The organism is Paramagnetospirillum sp., assembly GCF_058402745.1.
Map to the genome: position 1 here is coordinate 84748 of NZ_JBZVFI010000006.1, position 22753 is coordinate 107500.

At 66.5% G+C, this 22753-nt stretch carries 22 protein-coding genes and 1 tRNA gene (1 of these 23 cut by a window edge); 15 read left to right on the top strand and 8 right to left on the bottom strand.

What is annotated here, in order from left to right; genetic code table 11:
• Positions 1–109: 109 nt before the first annotated feature.
• Positions 110–1354, top strand: a complete 1245-nt coding sequence (locus tag ACV4UZ_RS04180; protein WP_491599674.1) for a diguanylate cyclase domain-containing protein — start codon at positions 110–112, stop codon at positions 1352–1354.
• A gap of 1 nt (position 1355) precedes the next feature.
• Here the strand turns inward: ACV4UZ_RS04180 and ACV4UZ_RS04185 are convergent, their stop codons facing one another.
• Positions 1356–2276, bottom strand: coding sequence for an ethylbenzene dehydrogenase-related protein (locus ACV4UZ_RS04185; RefSeq protein WP_491599675.1), 921 nt, complete (start codon positions 2274–2276; stop codon positions 1356–1358).
• Positions 2277–2407: 131 nt separating this feature from the next.
• On the opposite strand from ACV4UZ_RS04185, the gene ACV4UZ_RS04190 reads away from it, so the two are divergent.
• Both ACV4UZ_RS04190 and ACV4UZ_RS04195 read left to right on the top strand, forming a co-directional pair.
• Entirely contained in the window at positions 2408–3100 is a 693-nt protein-coding gene (locus tag ACV4UZ_RS04190; protein WP_491599676.1) for a c-type cytochrome, read from the top strand.
• Positions 3101–3279: 179 nt separating this feature from the next.
• Complete coding sequence (locus ACV4UZ_RS04195) at positions 3280–3852, top strand: YqgE/AlgH family protein (RefSeq protein WP_491599677.1); 573 nt, start codon at positions 3280–3282, stop codon at positions 3850–3852.
• A gap of 6 nt (positions 3853–3858) precedes the next feature.
• Here the strand turns inward: ACV4UZ_RS04195 and ACV4UZ_RS04200 are convergent, their stop codons facing one another.
• Positions 3859–4761: a cation diffusion facilitator family transporter gene (locus tag ACV4UZ_RS04200; protein WP_491599678.1), complete on the bottom strand. Its 903-nt coding sequence runs from the start codon at positions 4759–4761 to the stop codon at positions 3859–3861.
• The gene (gene pdxH / locus ACV4UZ_RS04205) at positions 4758–5345 is read right to left on the bottom strand and encodes a pyridoxamine 5'-phosphate oxidase (RefSeq protein WP_491599679.1); all 588 of its coding nucleotides are present in this window, start codon (positions 5343–5345) and stop codon (positions 4758–4760) included. The genes ACV4UZ_RS04200 and pdxH overlap by 4 nt, the downstream gene beginning before the upstream one ends.
• A gap of 100 nt (positions 5346–5445) precedes the next feature.
• Here pdxH and ACV4UZ_RS04210 point away from each other — a divergent pair, with 100 nt between their 5' ends.
• From ACV4UZ_RS04210 to ACV4UZ_RS04220, 3 genes are all read left to right on the top strand, one after another.
• Positions 5446–5919 carry an RT0821/Lpp0805 family surface protein gene (locus ACV4UZ_RS04210; protein WP_491599680.1) on the top strand — a complete coding sequence of 158 codons (474 nt, stop codon included), beginning with the start codon at positions 5446–5448 and terminating at the stop codon, positions 5917–5919.
• A gap of 500 nt (positions 5920–6419) precedes the next feature.
• The gene (locus tag ACV4UZ_RS04215; protein WP_491599681.1) at positions 6420–7343 is read left to right on the top strand and encodes a DnaJ C-terminal domain-containing protein; all 924 of its coding nucleotides are present in this window, start codon (positions 6420–6422) and stop codon (positions 7341–7343) included.
• Between the two features lie 113 nt (positions 7344–7456).
• Positions 7457–8554, top strand: a complete 1098-nt coding sequence (locus ACV4UZ_RS04220) for a GGDEF domain-containing protein (RefSeq protein ID WP_491599682.1) — start codon at positions 7457–7459, stop codon at positions 8552–8554.
• Positions 8555–8561: 7 nt separating this feature from the next.
• On the opposite strand, the gene ACV4UZ_RS04225 is transcribed toward ACV4UZ_RS04220, so the two are convergent.
• Positions 8562–9527 carry a ChaN family lipoprotein gene (locus ACV4UZ_RS04225; RefSeq protein ID WP_491599683.1) on the bottom strand — a complete coding sequence of 322 codons (966 nt, stop codon included), beginning with the start codon at positions 9525–9527 and terminating at the stop codon, positions 8562–8564.
• 76 nt (positions 9528–9603) lie between these two features.
• Here ACV4UZ_RS04225 and ACV4UZ_RS04230 point away from each other — a divergent pair, with 76 nt between their 5' ends.
• From ACV4UZ_RS04230 to ACV4UZ_RS04240, 3 genes are all read left to right on the top strand, one after another.
• Entirely contained in the window at positions 9604–10542 is a 939-nt protein-coding gene (locus ACV4UZ_RS04230) for a TAXI family TRAP transporter solute-binding subunit (protein ID WP_491599684.1), read from the top strand.
• A 142-nt stretch (positions 10543–10684) separates the two neighbouring features.
• The gene (locus ACV4UZ_RS04235) at positions 10685–12742 is read left to right on the top strand and encodes a TRAP transporter permease (protein WP_491599685.1); all 2058 of its coding nucleotides are present in this window, start codon (positions 10685–10687) and stop codon (positions 12740–12742) included.
• On the top strand, positions 12739–13095 hold the full coding sequence (locus ACV4UZ_RS04240; protein WP_491599686.1) for a DUF1850 domain-containing protein: 357 nt from the start codon (positions 12739–12741) through the stop codon (positions 13093–13095). The genes ACV4UZ_RS04235 and ACV4UZ_RS04240 overlap by 4 nt, the downstream gene beginning before the upstream one ends.
• Before the next feature lie 22 nt (positions 13096–13117).
• Here the strand turns inward: ACV4UZ_RS04240 and ACV4UZ_RS04245 are convergent, their stop codons facing one another.
• From ACV4UZ_RS04245 to ACV4UZ_RS04255, 3 genes are all read right to left on the bottom strand, one after another.
• The gene (locus ACV4UZ_RS04245; protein ID WP_491599687.1) at positions 13118–14401 is read right to left on the bottom strand and encodes a TRAP transporter large permease; all 1284 of its coding nucleotides are present in this window, start codon (positions 14399–14401) and stop codon (positions 13118–13120) included.
• Positions 14398–15099, bottom strand: coding sequence for a TRAP transporter small permease (locus ACV4UZ_RS04250; protein ID WP_491599688.1), 702 nt, complete (start codon positions 15097–15099; stop codon positions 14398–14400). The genes ACV4UZ_RS04245 and ACV4UZ_RS04250 overlap by 4 nt, the downstream gene beginning before the upstream one ends.
• 83 nt (positions 15100–15182) lie before the next feature.
• Positions 15183–16196: a TRAP transporter substrate-binding protein gene (locus ACV4UZ_RS04255; protein WP_491599689.1), complete on the bottom strand. Its 1014-nt coding sequence runs from the start codon at positions 16194–16196 to the stop codon at positions 15183–15185.
• Positions 16197–16298: 102 nt separating this feature from the next.
• Here ACV4UZ_RS04255 and ACV4UZ_RS04260 point away from each other — a divergent pair, with 102 nt between their 5' ends.
• The 5 genes from ACV4UZ_RS04260 (at position 16299) to ACV4UZ_RS04280 (ending at position 20857) form a co-directional block, all read left to right on the top strand.
• Positions 16299–18254, top strand: coding sequence for a PAS domain S-box protein (locus tag ACV4UZ_RS04260; RefSeq protein ID WP_491599690.1), 1956 nt, complete (start codon positions 16299–16301; stop codon positions 18252–18254).
• Positions 18251–18853, top strand: a complete 603-nt coding sequence (locus tag ACV4UZ_RS04265; RefSeq protein ID WP_491599691.1) for a response regulator transcription factor — start codon at positions 18251–18253, stop codon at positions 18851–18853. Before ACV4UZ_RS04260 ends, ACV4UZ_RS04265 begins: the two co-directional genes overlap by 4 nt.
• Positions 18854–18954: 101 nt before the next feature.
• On the top strand, positions 18955–19611 hold the full coding sequence (locus ACV4UZ_RS04270) for a response regulator transcription factor (RefSeq protein WP_491599692.1): 657 nt from the start codon (positions 18955–18957) through the stop codon (positions 19609–19611).
• Between the two features lie 667 nt (positions 19612–20278).
• On the top strand, positions 20279–20737 hold the full coding sequence (locus ACV4UZ_RS04275) for a DUF192 domain-containing protein (RefSeq protein WP_491599693.1): 459 nt from the start codon (positions 20279–20281) through the stop codon (positions 20735–20737).
• 43 nt (positions 20738–20780) lie between these two features.
• Positions 20781–20857 (top strand) — tRNA-Pro (locus tag ACV4UZ_RS04280).
• Positions 20858–20863: 6 nt separating this feature from the next.
• On the opposite strand, the gene ACV4UZ_RS04285 is transcribed toward ACV4UZ_RS04280, so the two are convergent.
• On the bottom strand, positions 20864–22018 hold the full coding sequence (locus ACV4UZ_RS04285) for a hypothetical protein (protein ID WP_491599694.1): 1155 nt from the start codon (positions 22016–22018) through the stop codon (positions 20864–20866).
• A 217-nt stretch (positions 22019–22235) separates the two neighbouring features.
• Between ACV4UZ_RS04285 and ACV4UZ_RS04290 the strand changes: the two genes are divergently transcribed.
• Positions 22236–22753 carry the 5' portion of a proteasome-type protease gene (locus ACV4UZ_RS04290; RefSeq protein WP_491599695.1) on the top strand. Its footprint extends 217 nt past the window's final position, so the window shows 518 of its 735 coding nt (coding positions 1–518); its start codon is at positions 22236–22238; the stop codon falls past the right edge of the window.

Below are 22753 nucleotides of genomic sequence, written 5' to 3' on the forward strand. Positions count from 1 at the left end.
GTATCCTAACGAATGACGCCTTGACAGTGATGGTTCCGACTGTTATGTCCCGCCACGGATCGCATTCAATTTCCGACAATGACTGTCGGAATATTCCGTTGGCGTCAATATGTTCAAGCGCATTCAACTTGCGGTGTTTTTATTTGTTGCCATGACCTGCGCCATCATGGTCGCGGCCGCTCAATATTTGGCCAATACGGAGCGCGAGATACTGACGGTCGGCATCGCCGAAAGCTATGCGGTCGCGCTCAATGAAATGCACGAATACTACTCCCAGGAAATCGCCACCAGAGCGCTCCTCAATGGCATGGAAATGTCGCACGATCTGCTGCGGGACGAGCGGGCCCTGCCGTTTCCGGCCACCTTCGTCAATGCGCTGGGAATCCGTTTGAATTCGGCTGTGGCGGGGCTGTCGGCCAGTCTTTACAGCGAATACCCGTTCCATTGGGCGCGGACTCGGACCCTGACCGCGGATCAGCAGGCCGCCATCGACTTTCTCCGCAAGAGTCCCGATGCCGCCTATACCTACCGCAGCACCGTCAATGGCCTGGAGGTGCTTCATCTCGCCAGGGCGCTGGTCATGCGGCCGAGCTGCGTCGAATGCCACAACCGCTTCGATTTCGGCCGCGACATCCAATGGGCGCTCGGTGATTTTCGAGGCGTGCGCGAGGTGTCCCTGCCGCTTGCCAACGGCCCGTCCCGCGATCCGAGGGCATATGCGGTTGCATTTATCCTCATATTGCTGGCGTCCTCGGCCGGCGCCCTTCTGGTATGGCCCACGGTGCGGCGCCTGAACGATGCCCTGGATCTGTCCGAACGGCTGTCGCGCGACCTGGAGTTCTCGGCCACCCATGATCACCTGACCGGATTGCCCAATCTGGGCCTCGGGCGCGATCGCCTGGAGCAGGCCATCGCCCTGTCCCGCCGTGGCACGACCATGGCGGCGGTGCTGTTCGTCGATCTGGATGGCTTCAAGGCGGTCAACGACAGCCACGGGCACGAGGCGGGCGACATGGTCCTGGTCGAGGCCGCCCGGCGGATGGCTGCTTCGGTGCGGGAGTCCGACACGGTGGCCAGGGTCGGCGGCGACGAATTCGTCGTCGTACTGGGTGGGTTGAATGGGCCAGACATGGCCAGCCAGGCCGCGGAGCGCATCATTGGCTCGCTTCAACTGCCCATCGACCTCAAAGGGCGTCAGGCCGTCATCGGGTCGAGCATCGGCATCGCCCTGTTTCCCGAAGACGGCAATGACGCGACCACCTTGCTGAAGGCCTCCGATTCCGCCATGTACGAGGTGAAGAAGGCCGGCAAGAACGGGTTCGGGTTCTTCCGCCCCGCCGGCGCCCGTTGCTGACCTACTTCTTCACCGCGATCAGGTCGGCGTCGCCCTTGTCGAGCATCAGGGAATGCTCCAGCGACACGTAGTGGAAACGCCGCGCCGTATGGCCGGAATGGATGGCGAAGCCCACATTGTAGGTCTTGCCGGCCTCGATGGCCTTGAACGGGGCCGAGGCGGCCAGCGGGCGCGACAGCGTCACCGTCCAGGTGTCGCCGGCCTGGGTCGCCTCGGCGGCGACCGGGGCGCTCTTCACCTCGGCGCGCCTGTCGAAGACGGTGCCTCCCGCCGCCTGGGCCGCGGCACCCGGCTTCAGGCGGGCCTGCCAGTACTCCATCAGCTGGCCGGCGGCCTGCATCTTCTCCAGTTCGGCGGCCGCCACCAGCTCGTCGCCGGCCCCCTGGCGGCCCGGCTTGGCGCGGGTGCGGTTCAGGTACTTGCTGCGGTCACCGGCGCCGCCGGCCGGCATCTTGGCCGCGTCCTCGTGGCAGGTGCCCCAGCAGCCGGCCTGGGCCGCCTCGGGCAGCCTGCCGTCGTCGAGCATCAGGGTGACCTTGGTGGCGAAGTCGGGGTCCATCCTGGAATTGGGCTGGGCGCCTTCCTTGAATTCCAGGCGGACATGCAGCTTGCCGCCCTCCTGGGCCACCTTGACCATGGCCGGGATGAAGGCGGGCTTGCCCGCGATGGGGGCCGGCTCGTTCTTGGAGCCGTTCACCAGGGTGGCGCCCATGTCCTTCTCCTCGCCCAGGTGGCATTCCTTGCAGGCCTTGCCGTTCTTCACCTTGGGCGCGCCGCCGTGGTCGCCCGACAGCACCCATTCCAGCGACGACTGGCCGGGATAGAACAGCACTACCTCCTTGGCCGGCACGCTGCCCCAGTCCAGGGCCAGGGCGGGAGTGGCGGCGAAAACCATCAGGGTGGCAAGCGCGGTACGGTTCATGGTGGTCTTCCTCGAAAAGGGGAGGAGGACCTAACCACGGGGCGAGACGCCGTGACTTGACCTTGCTCAATGCAAAGCCCGCCGGGCGCACGTAACCAGTGCCTCTCAGGCATGATTTCGGAGGACGGGCGATGCGGATCGGTTTCGGCAGGGGATTGGCGGCGCTGGTGCTGGCCGGGCTGGTCGCCTCCATCGGTACCGCCCGGGCCCAGCAGGCGCCGATCATGATCAAGGGCGAGCCCTACGTCTACGACAAGGACAACGCCCAGGACGTCATGCGCATCTGCGCCGGCTGCCACGGCGAGCTGGGCAATGGCGGCGGCGGCGGCGCCTATCCCCGCCTGGGCGGCCTCAACGCCGATTACCTGGCCGAGCAGATGCGCAAGTTCAAGAGCCGCGAGCGCGAGAACATCCCCATGATTCCCTTCGCCGTGGACCGCGAACTGTCCGAGCGCGACGTGCTGGACGTCACCCGCTATCTTTCCGAGATCAAGCTGGACACCAAGCCCCCGGCCAACATGCCCACCGACGGCTACGCCCGCCTGCAGATCATGAAGAAGGTGCTGCAGATTCCGCGCGAACCGGGCGACGTGGAGGCGGGCAAGGCGTTCTACGCCGCCGATTGCGCGCCGTGCCACGGCAACAAGGGCCAGGGCCGCCTGAAGAAGCCGGCCATCGCGCCGCAATTCATTCCCTATCTCAAGACCCAGGTGGACAGCTTCCTCGCCGGCAAGCGCCAGCATGACGATATCGAGATCATGAAGGCCAGGACCCCCGAGGAGTGGAAGAACCTCTGGGCTTTCTTGTCCAGCTTGCAGGATTAAGGACTCCATCCGTCATCCCGACGACCATCGGGAGGAGGGATCTCATTCTGACGCGGTTTTTCAGGATTGGCGCCGTTGCGCCAGGAGGAGATCCCTCGGCTTCGCTCGGGATGACGGTGTCGGTCTGATTGATGCGTCCGGGCTTGCGTTCCGGACTTGGCCGGAATATCTGAAGTGGTATGACTGCACAGCGGACCTCCGGCTATCTCGCCGGCCAGATTCTCATCGCCATGCCTCAGATGGAGGACCCGCGCTTCGCGCGTTCGGTCGTCTATCTGTGCGCCCACAACGCCGACGGGGCCATGGGCATCGTCGTCAACAAGCTGTTCGGCGGGCTGACCTTCCCGCAATTGCTGGAACAGCTGGACATTCCCCCCACCCCGGCCTGCGACGAGATCCGCATCCATTTCGGCGGGCCGGTGGAAAGCGGGCGCGGCTTCGTACTGCATTCCGCCGATTACCTGCACGAGAACACCATGATCGTCGAGGGCGACGTGGCGCTGACCGCCACGGTGGACGTGCTGCGCGCCATGGCCGACGGCACCGGTCCGCGTGAAAGCCTGCTGGCGCTGGGCTATGCCGGCTGGGGCTCGGGGCAGCTGGATTCGGAAATCCGCGAGAACGCCTGGCTGACCGTGCCCGCCGACCCGGCCCTGCTGTTCGGCCGCGACCTCGAGCACAAATACGAGCAGGCCATCCACAAGCTGGGCATCGACATGGGCCTGCTGTCGGCCAGCGCCGGCCACGCCTGACCGCTTCTACTTGAACTCCGTCCGGTTTTCGCGGATTCCCGCCGGGTCCTCGTGGATGATCACGTCGAAGCCGGGGAACTCCGCCAGGATGGCCTTTTCCACGTCGTCGGAGATGCGGTGCGCCTCGACCAGGGGCAACTCGCCCGGCAGTTCCAGGTGAAACTGGATGAAGCCCTGGCGGCCCGAGGTGCGGGTGCGCAGGTCGTGGTGGTCGAGCACGCCGGGATGACCGGCGAGGATGGCGCGGATGCGCTCGCGGTCGGCTTCCGGCAATTCCCTGTCCATCAGGGTGTCCAGCGACAGGCGGAAGATCTGCCAGGCGTTGAACATCAGCCAGCCGGCGATGCCGATGGCGAACAGCGGGTCGGCCAGCGGCCAGCCGGTGCCCGCCGCCAGCAGCAGCGAGACGATGACGCTGGCGTTGATCAGCAGGTCGCCGGTGTAGTGCAGCGAATCGGCCGAGATGGCCAGCGACCCGGTGCGCTTGGCCACCATGCGCTGGAATCCGACCAGGGCCAGGGTGGCGGCTATGGAAAACACCATCACCGCGATGCCCCATTCGCCGTGATTGATGGGTTGGGGGTGGACCATGCGGTTGCCGGCCTCGGCCAGCAGGAAGCCGCCGGACCCCACCACGAAGGCCGCCTGCCCCAGACCGGCCAGGGCCTCGGCCTTGCCGTGGCCGAAGCGGTGTTCGTCGTCGGCCGGCACCAAGGCGTGGCGCACCGCCATCAGATTGAGCGCCGAGGCGGCCAGATCCAGGGTGGAATCGATCAGGGTGGACAGCAAGGCCACCGAGCCGGTGGCCACCCAGGCCACCAGCTTGACGGCGATCAGCAGCGCGGCGGTGCCCGTCGAGGCATATGTCGCCAGCCGCATCAGGCGGTCATGGCCGGCGGCGGCGCTCATGGGTAGAGGTGTTCCAGGCGCCAGCCCCCTTCCTCGCGGACATAGGCGAAGCGGTCGTGCAGGCGGAAGGGACGGTCGTGCCAGAACTCGATGCGCCGGGGGGCCAGGCGGAAGCCGGACCAGTGGGGCGGGCGCGGCACCTTGCCCAGGCCGAATTTGGCGGCGAACTCGCCCACCCGCTTTTCCAGCTCGAAGCGGCCGGTGAGCGGCCGCGACTGGACGGAGGCCCAGGCGCCGATCTGGCTGGCCCGCGCCCGGGTGGCGAAATAGGCATCCGCCTCCTCGTCGGTGACCGTGGTGATGTCGCCCTCGGCGCGGATCTGGCGCTTCAGGCTTTTCCAGTGGATGCACAGCGCGGCGTGGGGATTGGCGGCCATTTCCCGGCCCTTGCGGCTTTCCAGGTTGGTGTAGAACACGAAGCCGCCGGCGTCGGCGCCCTTCAGCAGCACCATGCGCACGCTGGGCCGGCCTTCGGCGTCGGCGGTGGCCAGCGCCATGGCGTTGGGGTCGTTGGGCTCGGCCTTCTCTGCCTCTTCCATCCATTTGTGGAACAGGACCAGGGGGTCGGCTTCGGGTGCGGACATTCTCTCACCGGCGGGTATTGACGCGTCGCCCTCAAAATGCCCAGATTCCGGGGCATATGGTAGACGTTTCGTCGCATACCCCCTTTTCAGCGAGAACCCCATGCGTAGCCATGCCCCCCGGATCGTTTCCGTCCTTCTCGCCCTGTCGCTGCTGGGCGCCTGCGAGAACGCCAAGGTCGGCCAGACCACCGGCGCCATTCTGGGCGGTGTCGGCGGCGGCCTCCTGGGCTCGCAGTTCGGCGGCGGCACCGGCCGGCTGCTGATGACGGCGCTCGGCGCGGCGGTGGGCGCCTATGCCGGCTCGGAACTGGGCAAGAAGCTGGACAAGGCCGACAAGGAAGAGGTCCTGAAGGCCGAGGAGAAGGCCCAGGACGCTCCGGTCGGCCAGACGGTGGCCTGGAGCAACCCGCAATCGGGCAATTCCGGCACCGTCACCCCGGTGAGCGAAAGCAAGGACGCCAGCGGGCGGACCTGCCGCGACTTCCAGTCCACCGTCAAGGTGGACGGCAAGGAGGAGGCGGTCACCGGCACCGCCTGCAAGCAGCCCGACGGCTCGTGGAGCGTGGTCAACTAACGGATGTCATCCTGAGGCGGAGCCCACTGCCGTCCGGTTCAATTCGGCCAGCACTGGTCTCTTGCCTTGCCCAGGCTTGGTTTGAGATGGCTCCACCGGAATGGGGATACGGAAAAGCCTCTTCAACCACCAAGACACCAAGGACACCAAGAGGACGGAGCTGATCGCCCCGCCCAACCTCACCGTCATGGCCGGGCATCGTCCCGGCCATCCACGCGGATCCGCTGGAATGCCTTTTGGTGTCCTTGGTGTCCTTGGTGTCTTGGTGGTGAAAAAACCCGTCCGCCAGCACCCAGGCAATTAAACCGGACGGCAGTGGGCGGAGCCGAAGGATATTTCAGGCACGGGCGGCTTCCGGTTTCGGCTGAAAGATGCTTCGCGTTGCTCAGCATGACAGTTGGATGGAGTGGCGGACTGGTCACGCTTCCTTAACCGAAAAGGCGGCATGGTCACGGGTTGGCGGTGCCGCCTTTTTCCATTGCAGCCGGGATGACGACGCGGTGAAGGACCCCTATCTGGTGCTGGGCGTGGCCCGCACCGCTTCCGAAGACGAGATCAAGAAGGCCTACCGCGCCCTGGCGCGCGAGCTTCACCCCGACCTCAACCCCGGCGATGCCAAGGCCGAATCGCGGTTCAAGGACATCTCGGCCGCCTACGATTTCCTGTCCGATCCGGCCAAGCGCGCCCAGTTCGACGCCGGCGAGATCGACGCCTCGGGCACGCCGAAGCGCGGCGCCTGGCGGTCGCGTTCCGGACCCCGGCCAGGGGCGGGAGCAGGGGCGGGGGGAGGCTTCGGCGGCTTCGGCGAGAACGTGGACGACATCCTGGCCGAGCTGTTCCGCCGCAAGCAGAAGGGCCAGGACCAGGCCAAGGCCCAGGCCAGGGCCAAGACCCGGGGCGGCGACGTCCGCCACACGCTCGCCATCTCGTTCCTGGACGCGGCGGCGGGCGGCACCAAGCGGGTGACCCTGATGTCGGGACGTACCGTCGAGGTGCGCATTCCGCCGGGCAGCACCGACGGCCAGACGCTCAGGCTCAAGGGCCAGGGCCACGGCGCCGATGACGGGGCGATTCCCGGCGACGCCTTCATCGAGCTGAAGGTGGAGGAGCATCCCCATTTCAGGCGCCGCGACCTGGACGTGCTGCTCGACCTGCCGGTGACGGTGCAGGAAGCGGTGATGGGCGGCAAGGTGCCGGTGCCCACCATCGACGGCAAGGTGATGGTGACGGTGCCGCCCGGCTCCAACACCGGCGCGGTGCTGCGCCTCAAGGGCAAGGGCATCGCCGGCCCCCACAACACGCGCGGCGACCAATTGGTCACCCTGTCGGTGGTGCTGCCCGAGGATGCCGACTTCCGCGCCCTGGTGGAAAAATGGGGACCGCGCCATGGGTATGATCCCCGTGCCAAGGCGGGGATCGTCTGACCCTCCGGTCGCTTGATCGCGCGCCACCCAAAAGATATATTCGGTCATAGAGCCTGCGGGTGGATTGAGGCGTTTCGGGCGGAAAGGGCCGGGCGATGTGGCTGAAGCGCGCCGTGTTCGGGAATGCTGTCTTCCCGGAGGGTGAGGAATACCGCCAGTTCCAGTACCGCTTCACCTGCGCCGTGCTGGTGTTCGCAATCCTGATTACCGGGCTGTTCCAACTGGCCGTGCTGGCGGGGCCGCCACTCTACGATCCCGTCTACGTGATGGTGGGGCGTGGCTTCCTGGCGGTCAGCATCGCCGCCTTCGTCATCCTGCGCGGCCATCCCCGGCGCATGCGGCTGGTGGCACCCGCCTATGCCGTCCTGGCCCTGGCCCAGTACGTCATGGTGCTGCTGTTCAACGGCCCCGACGAATTGCGGGTCATCTGGTTCGCCCTCAACCTGCCCGGCGTCTACCTGATTCTGGGGTCGCGTTTCGGCATCGCCACCACGGCGGCATCCATCGCCATCGTGATCGTCGCCAACCCCCATCTGCCGACGCCCTATTCGCCGGGGGCGCTGATCACCGTGGTGCTGGGCATGGTCTACATCAGCGCCTTCTTCCACGCCTATGCCGCCCGTTCCATCTCGTTCCACCACGCCATGGTCGAGGCCAACCGCAAGCTGGCCCACATGGCGGCCCGCGATCCTTTGACCGGCCTGCTCAACGCCAGGGCCTATTACGGCCTGTGTGAAGGTGCTCTTAGCCAGGCGCGGCGGTCCGGGTCTCCCTTCGCCATGCTGTTCGTCGATCTCGACCACTTCAAGAGCGTCAACGACCGTTTCGGCCACGAGGCCGGCGACATCGTGCTGCGGGCGGCGGCGCTTTGCCTGGAACACGGCATCCGCCAGAGCGATCTGGTAGGGCGGATCGGCGGCGAGGAGTTCTGCGTGCTGCTGCCCGATACCGGCCGCGAGGGCGCCCGCCGGCTGGCGGAGAAACTGCGGAGCGATATCGAGGCACTGATGCCCGACATCGGCGTGGAACGCCTGAGGATCACGGCCAGCATCGGGGTCGCCGTCGCCGGTCCGGAGGTGGCTTCCATCGCCGAGGTCCAGCGTCTGGCCGACGAGGCCATGTACCGGGCCAAGCGCCAGGGCCGCAACCGCGTCACCTGCTTCGACGAATTGGACGAGGTCGAGACGGCGGGCGCCAGGCAATCGGCCTGATGTCGCCCTACTTCGTCCCCTCCTTCTTCTTCATGTGCTTTTCCATCAGGGCGCACTGGTCCTCGCGCGGGGCGCGGCCGGTGAACCAGATCAGGTCGAAGGGGGGAACCCTGGTCCCATAGGCCTCGCCATAGGCGGCGGGCCTGGTCCTGGCCCGCTCCACCTCGACGAAGCCGATGGTCAGCATGGCGATGCCGGGCACCATGGCGCCCAGGCGGGCCGGCACGCCGCGGTCGGCGCGGACGTGGCCGGCGCCGGCGATCAGCACCGCCGGCCCGGCCTCGGGCCGCGAGGCCTGATCGGCCAGCACCTCGGCCATGGCGGCGTCGCGAGCCCGCTGCACGCGGACCATGGGCGCCACCGCCTGTTCCGGCAGCAGGTTGCAATGGCCCTCGCGGATGTCGGTGGCCAGCGCCTTCTCCTCGGCGGGGGGCAGGGGCTGGTCCAGGCCGAACCGTCCGTCCACCTCGGCTCCCTGTTCGCCCTTGGCGATGCGCCGGGTCAGGTCCTGGGGCAGGTTGGCGGCCTTGATCTCCCCCCTGGCGGCCAGGGCGGCCTCGACGATGGGGCGGTAGAGCGCCCAGTCGGGCCAGCCGCGCGTCTCCCACTCCAGCGCCGCGCCCAGCCCGGCCACGTCCCCGATGTTGCGGTCGATGTCCGCCTGACGGTCGGTGTCCACCATCTCCAGCGCCACCACCGGCCGGCGGCCGGCGGCGGCCAGTTCACGCACCACCCAGGCCTGCAGCGCGTGGTGGTCGGCATTGTCGTGGGCCTCGCCCAGCAGGACGATGCCGGCGCCGCGGGCGGCTTCCGCCACGTCTCGCGGCGACAGCCACTTGCCGGTGGCCGGTTCCCAGACCTTGCCGGCCAGCGGGTGGTCGGCGGCCAGGATGGGAGCGGGCGGCGGCTCGGCCCGGACGGGGGCGGTCCACAACAGGGCGAGACAGGCGAATCGAACGAGCGTTCGGCTCATCTGGTCAAGGCGGAGGGGTTGCGCTATGGTCATACCAAACCCTTCTAATAGAACAGCCAATATCTTGGGAGGCATCATGAAGAGGGTTATCGCGGGGGCCGTGCTGGCCTCGTTCCTGTCGCTGCCGGCTTTTGCGGCCGATCAGTTCCTCAACATTCTCACCGGCGGAACCAGCGGCGTCTACTACCCGCTGGGCAACGCCCTGTCGTCCATCTACGGCAAGAGCCTGCCGGGCGCCCGGGTCACCGTCCAGGCCACCAAGGCGTCGGTGGAGAACCTCAACCTGCTGCAGGCGGGGCGGGGCGAGCTGGCCTTCACCCTGGGCGATTCGCTGACCCAGGCCTGGGAGGGCGTGGAAGAGGCCGGCTACAAGGTGCCCCTGAAGAAGCTGCGCACCATGGCGGCCATCTATCCCAACTACATCCAGATCGTCGCCACCGCCGATTCCGGCATCAAGACCCTGGAGGACCTCAAGGGCAAGCGGGTCAGCGTCGGGGCGCCCAAATCGGGCACCGAGCTGAATGCCCGGGCCATCTTCAAGGCGGCGGGGCTTTCCTATGCCGACATGAAGGTGCAGTACCTGCCCTTCGGCGAATCGGTGGAGCTGATGAAGAACAAGCAGCTGGACGCCACCCTGCAATCGGCCGGGCTGGGCGTCGCCTCGCTGCGTGACCTCGCCACCAGCGACAACATCGTCATCGTGCCGGTCTCGGCCGAGGTGATCGCCAAGACCGGCGATACCGCCTACATCGCCTCGGTGGTGCCGGCCAACACCTATCGCGGCCAGACCGCCGACGTGCCCACGGCCGCCGTGCGCAACTTCCTGGTCACCCATGAAGGCGTGCCCGCCGATCTGGTCTACGGCATGACCAAGTCCATGTTCGCCAACATGCCGGACATGCTGGCCGCTCACTCTGCCGCCCGCGAGATTCAGCCGGAACAGGCGGCCAAGTCGCCCATTCCGCTGCATCCGGGAGCGGAGAAATACTACCGCGAGGCCGGGCTGTTGAAGTGAGGCGATTGCGCGGCTTTTGTTGTCATTCTGAGCGGAGCGAAGAACCCTTCACCCCGTGACGGGACCGTCTGCGGCTGAAAGACCCTTCGGTCGCAGGCTCCCTCAGGATGACAGGCGAAGTGAGTGAAGAGGGGGGACGGCGATGGGCCAGCGTGACGGAAACGGTGTCGATCCCTCGGAGATCGACACCAAGGGCGAGGTGTTCGGCCACGGCGTCGAATCCAGGGCCATGTTCTGGATCGCGCTGGTCTTCTCCACCTTCCAGGTCATCACGGCGGCCTATTCGCCGTTGTCCTCCCTTCCGGTGCGGTCCATCCATGTGGGTTTCCTGCTGCTGATGGTCTTCGCGCTTTACGCCGCCATGGACCGGGGCAATCCGGTGAAGGCGGCCCTGGCCTGGGTCCTGGGCGGCGTGTCCTTCGTCCTGTCCCTTTATCATCTGGCGTTCGAGGGCGAGCTGGTGCAGCGCTCCGGCGATCCCTCCACCACCGATCTGGTGGTGGGCACCATCATGGTGGCGCTGGTGTTCGAGGCGGCGCGGCGCCTGATGGGCTGGGCGCTGCCGGTGCTCTGCCTGCTCTTCGTCGCCTATGTGGGCTTCGGCGAGGTTCTGCCGGCGCCGCTGGGCCATCGCGGCTACGGCTTCGACCAGATCGTCAACCAGTACTTCCTGGGGACCGAGGGCATCTTCGGCATCCCCACCTACGTTTCCTCCACCTACATCTTCCTGTTCATCCTGTTCGGCAGCTTCCTCGAGCAGGCGGGAATGATCCGCCTGTTCACCGACGTGGCGCTGGGCACCGTCGGCCATGCCCAGGGCGGCCCGGCCAAGGTGGCGGTGATTTCCTCGGGCCTGATGGGCACCATCAACGGCTCGGGGGTGGCCAACGTGGTGACCACCGGGCAGTTCACCATTCCGCTGATGAAGCGGTTCGGCTATCGCCCCGAATTCGCCGCCGCCGTCGAGGCCACCTCGTCCATGGGCGGCCAGATCATGCCGCCGGTGATGGGGGCGGTGGCCTTCATCATGGCCGAGACCCTGAACATCTCCTATTTCGAGGTGTGCAAGGCGGCGGCGGTGCCGGCCATCCTTTATTATCTCACCGCCTTCTGGATGGTTCATCTGGAGGCGGGCAAGCACAAGCTGCTCGGCATGCCCAAGGAGGACTGTCCCAGCGCCTGGGGGGCGTTCAAGCGGCAGTGGTATCTGGTCGTTCCCCTGGCCGTGCTGGTCTACCTGCTGCTGTCGGGCTATACGCCGATGTTTTCCGGGACCATCGGGCTGGCGGGGACCGCCGTGGTGATCCTGGGCAACCCGCTGTCGGGCCGGCTGCCCAATCTGGCCTATCGCTGCCTGTTCTGGATCCTGCTGGCCCTGGTGTCGTCCTCCTTCTTCACCTACGGCATCGATGCGGTGGTGGCGGTGCTGGCCTTGTTGGTGGCGGCCAACGCCCTGTTCAAGGGGCACCGCGCCACCTTGCGCCTGTGCGTCAACTCGCTTTCCGAAGGCGCCCGCTCGGCGGTGCCGGTGGGCATCGCCTGCGCCCTGGTCGGCGTCATCATCGGCACCATGACGCTGACCGGCGTGGCGGGCACCGTCACCCAGGGCATCGTTTCCCTGGCCGGCGACAGCCTGTTCCTCACCCTGGTGCTGACCATGCTGGCCTGCCTGGTCCTGGGCATGGGCATTCCCACCATCCCCAATTACATCATCACCTCGTCGCTGGTGGCGCCCATCCTGCTGAAGATGGGGGTGCCGCTGATCGTCTCGCACATGTTCGTGTTCTATTTCGGCATCATGGCGGACCTCACGCCGCCGGTGGCCCTGGCCGCCTTCGCCGCCGCCACGGTGGGGCGCTGCTCGTTCATGAAGACCGGATTCAACGCGGTGCGCATCGCCATCGCCGGCTTCGTGGTGCCCTACATGGCGGTCTACGACAACGCCCTGATGCTGCAGACCGGGGACTGGCTGGATGCCGGCTACGTCATCGGCAAGGCGGTGCTGGCCATCTTCCTGTGGGGGGCGGCGGCCATCGGCCATCTGTGGGGGCCGCTGAGCGTGGCCGAGCGGGTGCTGGCCACCGCCTCGGCCTTCTCCCTGGTGGTGGCGCTGCCCATCACCGACGAGGCGGGGGCGGCGGGCGCCGTTCTCTTCGTCGCCTGGCACTGGTTCCGGATGAAGCGCGCGGTGGCCGCTTGAGCGGTCTGTGTGCCGTCGCGGCGGCCGGCCTGATGCTGCTGACCCCGTCCGGGTCCTTCACCCTGGCCTGGACCCATTCGGTGGAAAAGGTGGAATGGCGCGAGGAGTGGCGGGTGGAGGATGCCCGCCTGATCCTGCATCGGGCCTCGGTGATGGGCAGCGGGGCGGGGATGGAGCCGCCGCCCGAGGCGGAATTCAAGGACGGGCGCTGGGTCTGGCATCCGGACATGGCGATAGGGGAAATCGTCCTGGCCCGCTCGGACTTCACCGCCGACTGGCGGCTGTGCGTGAACGGACACTGCTTCGACCCGCCCAAGGAGAAGGGGCAGACCCGATTGCGGGCCTGCCCCTGAGAAAGCGTCCCGGGTCTGGGGGCTACATCACCCCCAGCGCCTTGGGCAGCCAGATGGACAGCGGCGGCCAGTAGGTCACCACCACCAGGAAGCCCAGCATGGCCAGCAGCCAGGGCCACACCGCCACGGTCAGCTCGGTGATGCCCATCTTGGTGATGCCCGAGGCCACGTAGAGGTTGAGGCCCACCGGGGGATGGCACATGCCGACCTCCATGTTGACCACCATCATGATGCCGAAATGCACCGGGTCGATGCCCAGCTTCATGGCCACCGGGAACAGGATGGGGGCCATGATCAGCACGATGGACGACGGCTCCATGAAGTTGCCGGCCGCCAGCAGCAGCACGTTCACCACCAGCAGGAAGGCGATGACGCCCAGCTCCTTGCCGACGATCCAGTCGGCGATGGCGTGCGGGATGTTCTCGTTGGCGAGCACGAAGCTGAACAGCACCGCGTTGGTGATGATGTACAGCAGCATGGCCGACATGGAGGCCGACGACAGCAGGATCTTGCCCACGCCCTTCAGCGGCATGTCCTTGTAGACGAACACCGCGATGATGAAGGCGTAGACCGCGCTCATGGCCGCCGCCTCGGTGGGGGTGAACACGCCGGAATAGATGCCGCCGATGACGATGACGATCAGGGCCAGGCCCCAGATGGCCTCGCGGAGGGTGCGCAGGCGCTCGCCCCACGACGCCTGGGGCAGGCGGGGGAAGCCGTTCTTCCAGGCGATGTACCAGGTCACGACGCCCAGCACGGTGGCCAGCATCAGGCCGGGAATGACGCCGGCCATGAACAGGGCGCCCACCGAGGTGTTGGTGGCCACCGCGTACATGACCATCACCAGCGACGGCGGGATCAGGATGCCCAGCGCGCCCGAGGTGGTGATGACGCCGGCACCGAACCGGCTGGGGAAGCCCTGCTTGACCATGGCCGGCAGGATGATGGAGCCGATGGCCACCACGGTGGCGGGGCTGGACCCCGACACGGCGGCGAACAGGGCGCAGGCCACCACGCCGGCCAGACCCAGGCCGCCGTGCCAGTGGCCGACCATGGCGGTGGCGAAGTTGATCATGCGCTTGGCCACGCCGCCATGGGTGAGGAAGTTGCCGGCCAGGATGAAGAACGGGATCGCCATGATCTCGAACTTCTCGATGCCGGTGAACAGCTTCAGCGCCACGGATTCGATGGGAACCTGGGTGAAGGCGAACAGGAAGGTGAGGACGGTGAGGCCCAGCGAGATGGAGATGGGCATGCCGGTCAGCATCAGCGCGATCAGCAGCCCGAAGATGATGGCGGAATTCATGGCCGCTTCTCCCCGTCGGCATCACCCTTGTCGTCGGCGACGCCCTTGGGGTGGAGGTTGTCCTTCATCTCGAACCAGTTGATGTCCTGGGCGGCGCGCTGGGGATCGGTCTTGTCTTCTTCCAGACCCTCCACATGGCCGTGGTCGTGATGGGGCAGTTCGCCGGTCTTGATGAAGCTGACGCACACCTGGAGGAAGCGGAAGCACATCAGGGCCGAGCCCAGCGGGATGGCCGAATAGACGATCCAGGTGGGCATCTCCATGTCCGGCGTGATGGGGCCTTCGTAGAGGTCGCCGGTGGGCAGGCCGAAGGCGCTGAGGAAGGCGTAATGGGCGCCGTTCTCCAGCACGAAATGGCCGCCCATCACCGAGATGATGCCGGTGAAGGTGGCACCCGCCAGCAGGCCGAACACGATGAACTTGGACCGCCACTGATCGTTCAGGCGGTTGATCACCACGTCGACGCCCACGTGGATGCCGGTGCGCACGCCATAGGCGGCGCCGAACTTGGCCATCCAGACGAACATGATGATGCACAGTTCCTGGGCCCAGGCGAAATCCAGGTGCCCGACCAGGGGGTAGAGCAGGGAGGTGCCTGCGGCGTAGCGTTGCATGACGGCGACGAAGATGATGAGCGTCGCCGCGCCCATGAGGAAGGCGATCAGCCATTCCTCCAGGTGATCGAGGGCTCTCAGCATGGGACCTCCCACGAAAGCCGGATGGATGGAAAGGGTGGAGGGAATGGGGCGCCCCAGGGGGACGCCCCATTCAAGTCAGGCGATCAGTTCTTGAAGCCGAACTTGGCGGCTTCCTTGTAGAAGGACTCGATCAGCTCCTTGCCGACGCGGCCTTCCATGTCCTTGTGCACGGGCAGCAGGGCCTTGCGCCAGGTCTCGATCTCGGCGGCCGAGGGCTCGTGGAAGGCGGTCTTGCCCGACGCCTTCATGGCCTTGACCGAGTCGTCGTTCTCGGTCTGGGCGATGGCGTTGGCGAAGACGGTCGATTCGTTCATGGCGCCTTCCAGGGTGGCGCGGATGTCGGCCGGCAGGCCTTCCCAGAACTTCTTGTTCACGATCACCGCATAGCCGAGATAGCCATGGTTGGTCATGGTGGCGTGCTTCTGCACCTCGTGCATCTTCTGGGTGAACATGTTGCTGGGCGGGTTCTCGGTGCCGTCGACCACGCCGGTCTGCAGCGCCTGGTAGACTTCCGAGAAGGCCATGACCTGGGGCAGGGCGCCCAGCGCCCGCATCTGGGCGTCCAGCACCTTGGAGGACTGGATGCGCATCTTGACGCCCTTGAGGTCGGCCGGAGCCATCAGCGGCTTGTTGGCGCTGAGAATCTTGAAGCCGTTATCCCAGTAGGCCAGACCGATGATGCCCTTGCCTTCCAGCTTCTTCAGCAGGCTGGCGCCCAGGGGGCCGCCGGTCACCGAACGCAGCACGTCCTTGCTGGGGAAGATGTAGGGCAGGTCGAAGACCTCGAATTCCTTGACGCCCAGCGGGCCGAACTTGGCCAGGGACGGGGCAAGCATCTGGACGGCGCCCAGCTGCAGGGCCTCCATCTCTTCCTTGTCCTTGTAGAGCTGGCTGTTGGGGTAGACCTCGACCTTGACGCGGCCCTTGGTGCGTTCCTCGGCCAGCTTCTTGAAGTATTCGGCACCCTTGCCCTTGGGCGTGTCGGGGGCGACCACATGGCTGAACTTGATGACGATCGGCTGGGCCTGCTGGGCCATGGCGGTGCCGGTCAGCATGCAGGCGGCGACGGCCCCCGCGATGAGGGTTCCCAACTTCATGATATTTCCTCCCAAGATGTCCATGATGCGGACTATTCGACACCACTATAGGAATCCGGCCGGAGCTCGGCCATTGTGGTGATCCACAAGAGGAAAGGACCCATGACCGCACCCAAGGCATTCAGGGATCGCCAGGCCATCCAGGCCATGCCCGTGGTGGCCATGGGGCTGGTGGTCATGCTGCTGGGCGTGCTGCTGTGGCTGCTTCACCGCAACGAGGTGGAGGAGGAAAAGCGCGTCCTGATTCAGGACATCCTGTGGGTGGAGCAGAATCTTTACTTCCACCTGTCTTCGGGGGTCGAGCGGCTGGGCCAGCTGGCCGACCTGGCGGGGCGCGGCGGAGTGGCCTCCAGCGAATTCGTCCTGCAGAGCCGGGCGCTGATGTCCGCCGATCCCGAGGTGGAGCGCGTCGTCGTCCGCGACGCCGAGGGAATGGTCCTTCAGTCCCTGCCGCCGGTGGCAGGCGGCGCGTCGCCGGTCGGCGACCCGCAATGGCCGGCCACCATGGCCCTGGCCCGTTCCTCCGGGCGGCCGGCCTTCGGCCCGCCCTTCACCATCGAGGGCAAGGGCGCGCGCTTCGAGGCGCAGGTGCCGTTCTTCCGGGGTGGCCATTTCGCCGGGACGGTGGCGGGGGTGTTCTCCCTGGACGCCATGCTGGCCCACCACGTGCCGTGGTGGTTCGCCCAGGCCTACCGGCTGGAGATCCAGGACGGCAACGGCAACCTGCTGGCCGCCAAGTCGCAGCTGTCGCCCTCCGAGCCCGGGGCCAGCTACACGCTGCGCTTCGAGCCGCCGGGGCACGGCCTGGAACTGGTGGCCATCTCGTACCACAGCGATCCGCAATTGCTGCGCAACGTGCTGGCGGCGGCCATCTTCATCCTGTCGCTGCTGTCGGTGTCCAGCCTGTGGGCGCTGAGGCGTCACGTGCGGCGCCGGCTGGCGGCCGAGCAGGCACTGCGCACCGAGCACGCCTTCAGGAAGGCCATGGAGGATTCGCTCACCGTGGGCATGCGGGCCCGCGACCTGGAGGGACGGATCACCTACGTCAATCCCGCCTTCTGCCGCATGGTGGGCTGGACCGCCGAGGAACTGGTGGGCACCGTTCCGCCCATGCTCTACTGGCTGCCCGAGGACCTGGAACAGACCTACGAGATCCATCGGGCGGTGCTGCGCGGCGAGGCGCCGGCGGAAGGGTTCGAGCTGGTGTTCCGGCGCAAGAACGGCGAGCGCTTCAACGCCCTGGTCTACGAGGCGCCGCTGATCGATTCCGAGGGGCGCCATACCGGCTGGATGGCCTCGGTGCTGGACGTCACCGAGCGCAAGCGCGACGAGGAACTGAAACGCCAGCATCAGGAGAAGCTGCAGCATACCGCGCGGCTGATCACCATGGGCGAGATGGCCTCGACCCTGGCCCACGAACTGAACCAGCCGCTGTCGGCCATCGCCTCCTATGCCACCGGCTGCCTGAACCGGCTGTCGGCCGGCGACGCCAGGGCGGAGGAGCTGGTGCCCCCCATCACCAAGCTGGGCGCCCAGGCCCAGCGGGCCGGCCAGATCATCCGCCGCATCCACGATTTCGTCAGGAAGAGCGAGCCCATGGTGCTGCCCTGCTTCCTCGACGAGATCGTCGAGGGCGCGGTGGGGCTGCTGGAGCCCGACGCCCGCAAGCGCGGCATCCGCATCGACCTCGACATCGCCGGGACCAGGCCGCGGGTCGAGGCCGACCACATCCTGATCGAGCAGGTGATCCTCAATCTGGTGCGCAACGCCATGGAGGCCATGGGCCAGACGCCCCGGCCCCTGCGCCTGCTGTCCATCGGCCTGGAAAGCCATGACGGCCAGGCGCGGGTCCGTGTCGCCGACCGCGGCACCGGCATCGCCCCCGACACGGCGCCCAACCTGTTCAGCCCGTTCTTCACCACCAAGGAGGCGGGGATGGGAATGGGCTTGAACATCTGCCGCTCCATCGTGGAAGCTCATCGCGGCCATCTGTGGTTCGAACCGAACCCGGAGGGCGGCAGCATCTTTCTCTTCACCTTGCCGGAGATGGCCCGATGACCAAGGGCGTGGTCTACATTGTCGATGACGACGAGGCGATTCGGGACGCCTTGGGCTGGCTGTTCCAGTCGCGCGGCGTGGCGGCCGAATGCTTTTCCTCGGCCGAGGCCTTCCTGGACGCCTGGAGCCCCGGATGCAGCGGCTGCCTGGTGCTGGACATCCGCATGGAGGGCATGACCGGGCTGGAACTGTTCGACCGCCTGTGCGAGATGGGGGGCAAGCTGCCGGTGATCTTCCTCACCGGCCATGGCGACGTTCCCATGGCGGTGTCGGCCCTGAAGAAGGGGGCGCGCGATTTCGTCGAGAAGCCGTTCAACGACAACGAACTGGTGGACAAGGTGATCGAGGCCCTGGCCTGGGAGACCCAGCGCCTGGCCAGCGACGCCGACGCCGCCTCGCTGGCCCAGCGGCTGGAGAACCTGACGCTGCGCGAACGGCAGGTGATGGACAAGGTTCTGGCCGGCAAGCTCAACAAGGTCATCGCCGACGACCTGGGCATCACCATGCGCACCGTCGAAGTCCATCGCGCCCATCTTTTCGAGAAGATGGGGGTGAAGACCGCCGTCGAGCTGGCCCAGCTTCTTTCTTCGCGGCGCTGACGTTGCCGCGGGTTTACAAGATGCTTGCCGTGGGTCATCTTTTCTGCGGGCGATATCGCCCCAATCAATGATTGCAATGACTCTATGACGAAAGATCGGTCATGACGGCGGCCCCCGAGATTCACGTGGTGGATGATGATCCCGCGGTACGCGATTCCCTTCGCATGCTGCTCGAGGCCGCCGGACACGCAGTCCACGTCCATGCCGATGCCGAGAGCTTCATCGCGGCGGGGATGAAGGGTGACGGCCCCGGCTGCGTGGTGGCCGACGTCCGCATGCCGGGCCTGAGCGGTCTCGACCTGCTGCGCATCCTGCAGGACCGCGACATCGGCCTGCCGCTGATCGTCATCACCGGACATGCCGATGTCAGCATGGCCGTCCAGGCCCTCAAGGAGGGGGCCTCCGATTTCATCGAGAAGCCGTTCGACGACGCCATCTTCCTGGCCGCCGTGAACAAGGCCCTGTCGGGCAGCCAGCGCGCCTGGGTCGAGCGCCGCCGCCTCGACGGCATCGAGGCGCGGGCCAATTCGCTGACGCCGCGCGAATACGAGGTGATGATCCTGGTGGCCCAGGGCCTGTCCAACAAGGCCGCCGCCGCCGAACTGGGGATCAGCGTGCGTACCGTCGAAATCCACCGCGCCCGCGTCATGGAAAAGATGGCGGCCGACAGCCTGTCCGTCCTGGTGCGGATGGTGCTGGAACTGGAAGAATCGGGACGCCTGGTTCACGACGGCGACGGCGATACCGAGTCCGCCTGACCCGTTTTCCTTTCGCGAATACTGTCAGTACTTCAAATGACGGTGGCCGTCATTTGAACCGGCCCGTCGTCCTGACGGCCGCCGGGAGGCGGGATCTTTCAGCCTGAGGCGGTTGCCGCCGTCGCATGAACCCGCCTTCGGCTTTGCCTCGGGATGACATGACGCGTCGGTATTATCGGCGGACGATATGAAAGGGGCGCCGGTTTGCACCGGCGCCCCTTCGTTTGACCAGAAAGCGGAAACGTCACACTGTGCGGTCACGCTTCCCTGCCGAGGAGGGTGGGGATGGGCGGGAAGGCCCCCCAAGGCAGTATCTCCGGTTCTGGCCTTCGGAGGTTCTCACCTCTGTCCAGCTCACGGATATGACTCTATCAAAGTACTCGTAAGTTGAAAACAGGAAAATCACCCCCTCAATTTACGACAATGGTTATATTAACTATGCTTATATTTAAGCGCACATTTGGATAAAATTTTAGGTAAATTTCTCGGGTCGGCGGATTCCCTACCTTTGCTAGGGGTTTCACCCTAGGGGCATCTTGGATGGGGCTCCGCCGGAGGCAAGGTGGAGGCGTGAGATGGAGGGAAAGGGCGTAGGCATATTATCCTGCCTTGCCTCCAAAGGGGGGAAAGCGCACCATGAACGGTGTCTGATGGCGGGGAGGACGGCATGATTCGGGCCTTGGCGGCGGTGATCGTCTTGCTGCTGGGAATGTCGGCGGCGGCGGAGCCCGTGACCTTCGGCGCCTCGCGGCTGGAGGTGGTGGCGGATGGGGGGCGGCGCCATGCCTTCGCCGTCGAGCTGGCGGTGACCCCCGAACAATTGTCCCAGGGCCTGATGTTCCGCCGCGACCTGCCCGCCGGCACGGGGATGCTGTTCGATTTCGGCAGCGTCCGCCAGGTTTCCATGTGGATGAAGAACACCCTGATTCCCCTGGACATGCTGTTCATGGACCGCGCCGGCCGCGTCGTCCATGTGGAGCAATACGCGGTGCCGGGCAGCCTGGAGCCGCGCGGGCCGGCCGAGCCGGTACTGGGCGTGCTGGAATTGCCGGCGGGGACGGCCCGCCGCCTGGGGCTGAAGCCGGGCGACCGGGTGATCCATCCCATGTTCGGGCGGAGCCGCTGATCCGCCTTGCGCCCTGAAACCAAACCCCTTACCTTCCGCCCGTCGGGGTGTAGCTCAGCCTGGTAGAGCGCCAGCTTTGGGAGCTGGATGTCGGAGGTTCGAATCCTCTCGCCCCGACCAGATCCCCTACAGAAACACCTTGCCGGTCGGCCAGCCATGGGGCTGGACCATGGACGGGCGGTTGGCTCCGAAGGGGGCGCCGGAGAACAGGCCGAAGCCCAGCGAGGCGGCCCGCTTGACGTCCTGGCCCGACGACGTGTTCCACAGGCAAAGCCCCAGCCCGACGCCGCGCACTTCGTGGGCGACCACCGAAAGCAGGGCGTACAGCGCCGAATGGGTGAAGGCCGCCTGCTTGGCCTGGGCCTCGTTGAAGCACAGATGGCTGACGCCGCATTCCTTGAGGAAGCGGGCCATCTCGGGCTCGGGAAAGATGCGCACTCCCACCGTGGCGCCGCCCGCCATGACGGCGTGGATGGCGTCGCGCAGCCGTGTCCGGCCGGCGGAATTCACCGCCCCGCTCAGTTCGACCATCAGTCCGCCGGGACAGAAGGCGGCCAGGTGGCGGATCTCGGCGGTCACCTCGCGGTAATCGGTCATGGTGTGATCGTTGAGCGCCTGCGGCATGATCACCAGGCCGCGATCGGCCGGGGCGGCGGCCACCGCGTGCCGCAGGTTGGCGTTGCGCTCGCGGGCCAGCGGGTCCTGCTCTCCGGCCAATTGGACGGCGTCGTCCAGAAGTTCATGCCCCTGGAAATGGCGCCGGGTCATGGCGCGGTTGCCGATGATCGCCTGGGCGGCCGCGTCCCAGACCGGCTGGAACACCACCTGGAGATTGACGGCGGCATGCCGCTCGTGGGTCTCGAGCACCGCATCCATGGCGGGCAGGGCGGCGGCGGCGGGGCGGTGCTTCAACCGGTCGAGCGGCAGGACCTGGACGGTGACGTTGATATGGCCCGAGGATTGGCCGAACAGGCGCTCCTTGATCTCGCGCGAGATGGCGGTGGCCTTGACCATGCCCTCGGTGTCGGTCAGGCCGGGGAAGACCAGCATGTACTTGCCGGGCTCCAGGGGCACGCAGGCATCCTCCGCCGACAGGCGGTGCTGGATGATCCGCTCGGCGATGGACAGGGCCTTGGGCAGGGCGGCGCCCAGGGTGGAGCCTTCGGAATCGGCCAGGACGCTGACCAGATGGATGCGTCCGAAGCTTCCCTGGCCACCCCGTTCCAGCATGGCGTGGACGATGGCTTCGAAGGCGTCGCGATCGGTGAAGCGTTCCGTCATGGTGGTCAGGTCTCCCGATCCCTCCCGCAATACTATCCCGATCCCGGTAGATCGGATATACGGTGTACTACTAATGTATGGGTTGCCCGGAGGCTGGGCAGCAATTGCCCAGGAAATGGGCGGATGGGCCGTCGCCGGGACGGGACGGCCCGTGCCCGGGGCTGGCCCGGGTTTTGCGTCGGTGACGGTCAGGCGGAATGTGACGGGGGACGAGAGCGTGAGTTATTGCCTGGGCATGCGGCTGAAGGCCGGTCTGGTGTTCGTTTCCGATTCGAGGACCAATGCCGGGGTGGACAGCGTCGCCACCTTTCGCAAGACCTTCGTGTTCGATGGGGCCGAGGACCGGGTGGTCGTCATTCTCACCGCCGGCAACCTGGCCATCACCCAATCGGTGATCAGCCTGCTGGAGGAGCGCCTGCACGGCCCCGACCGCGCCCGCTCGCTTTACGGCGTCAAATCCATGTACGAGGTGGCCCGCCTGGTGGGCGACACCCTGCGCGAGGTGCACGCCATCGACGGGGCTCATCTGAAATCCCACGGCGCCGATTTCGTCGCCTCGCTGATCGTCGGCGGACAGATTCAGGGGCGGCGCATGCGGCTGTTCAACGTCTACGCCGCCGGCAACTTCATCGAGGCCTCGGACGAGACCCCCTATTTCCAGATCGGCGAGACCAAATACGGCAAGCCGATCATCGAACGGGTGATCACCGCCGACACCTCGCTGGAGGAGGCGAC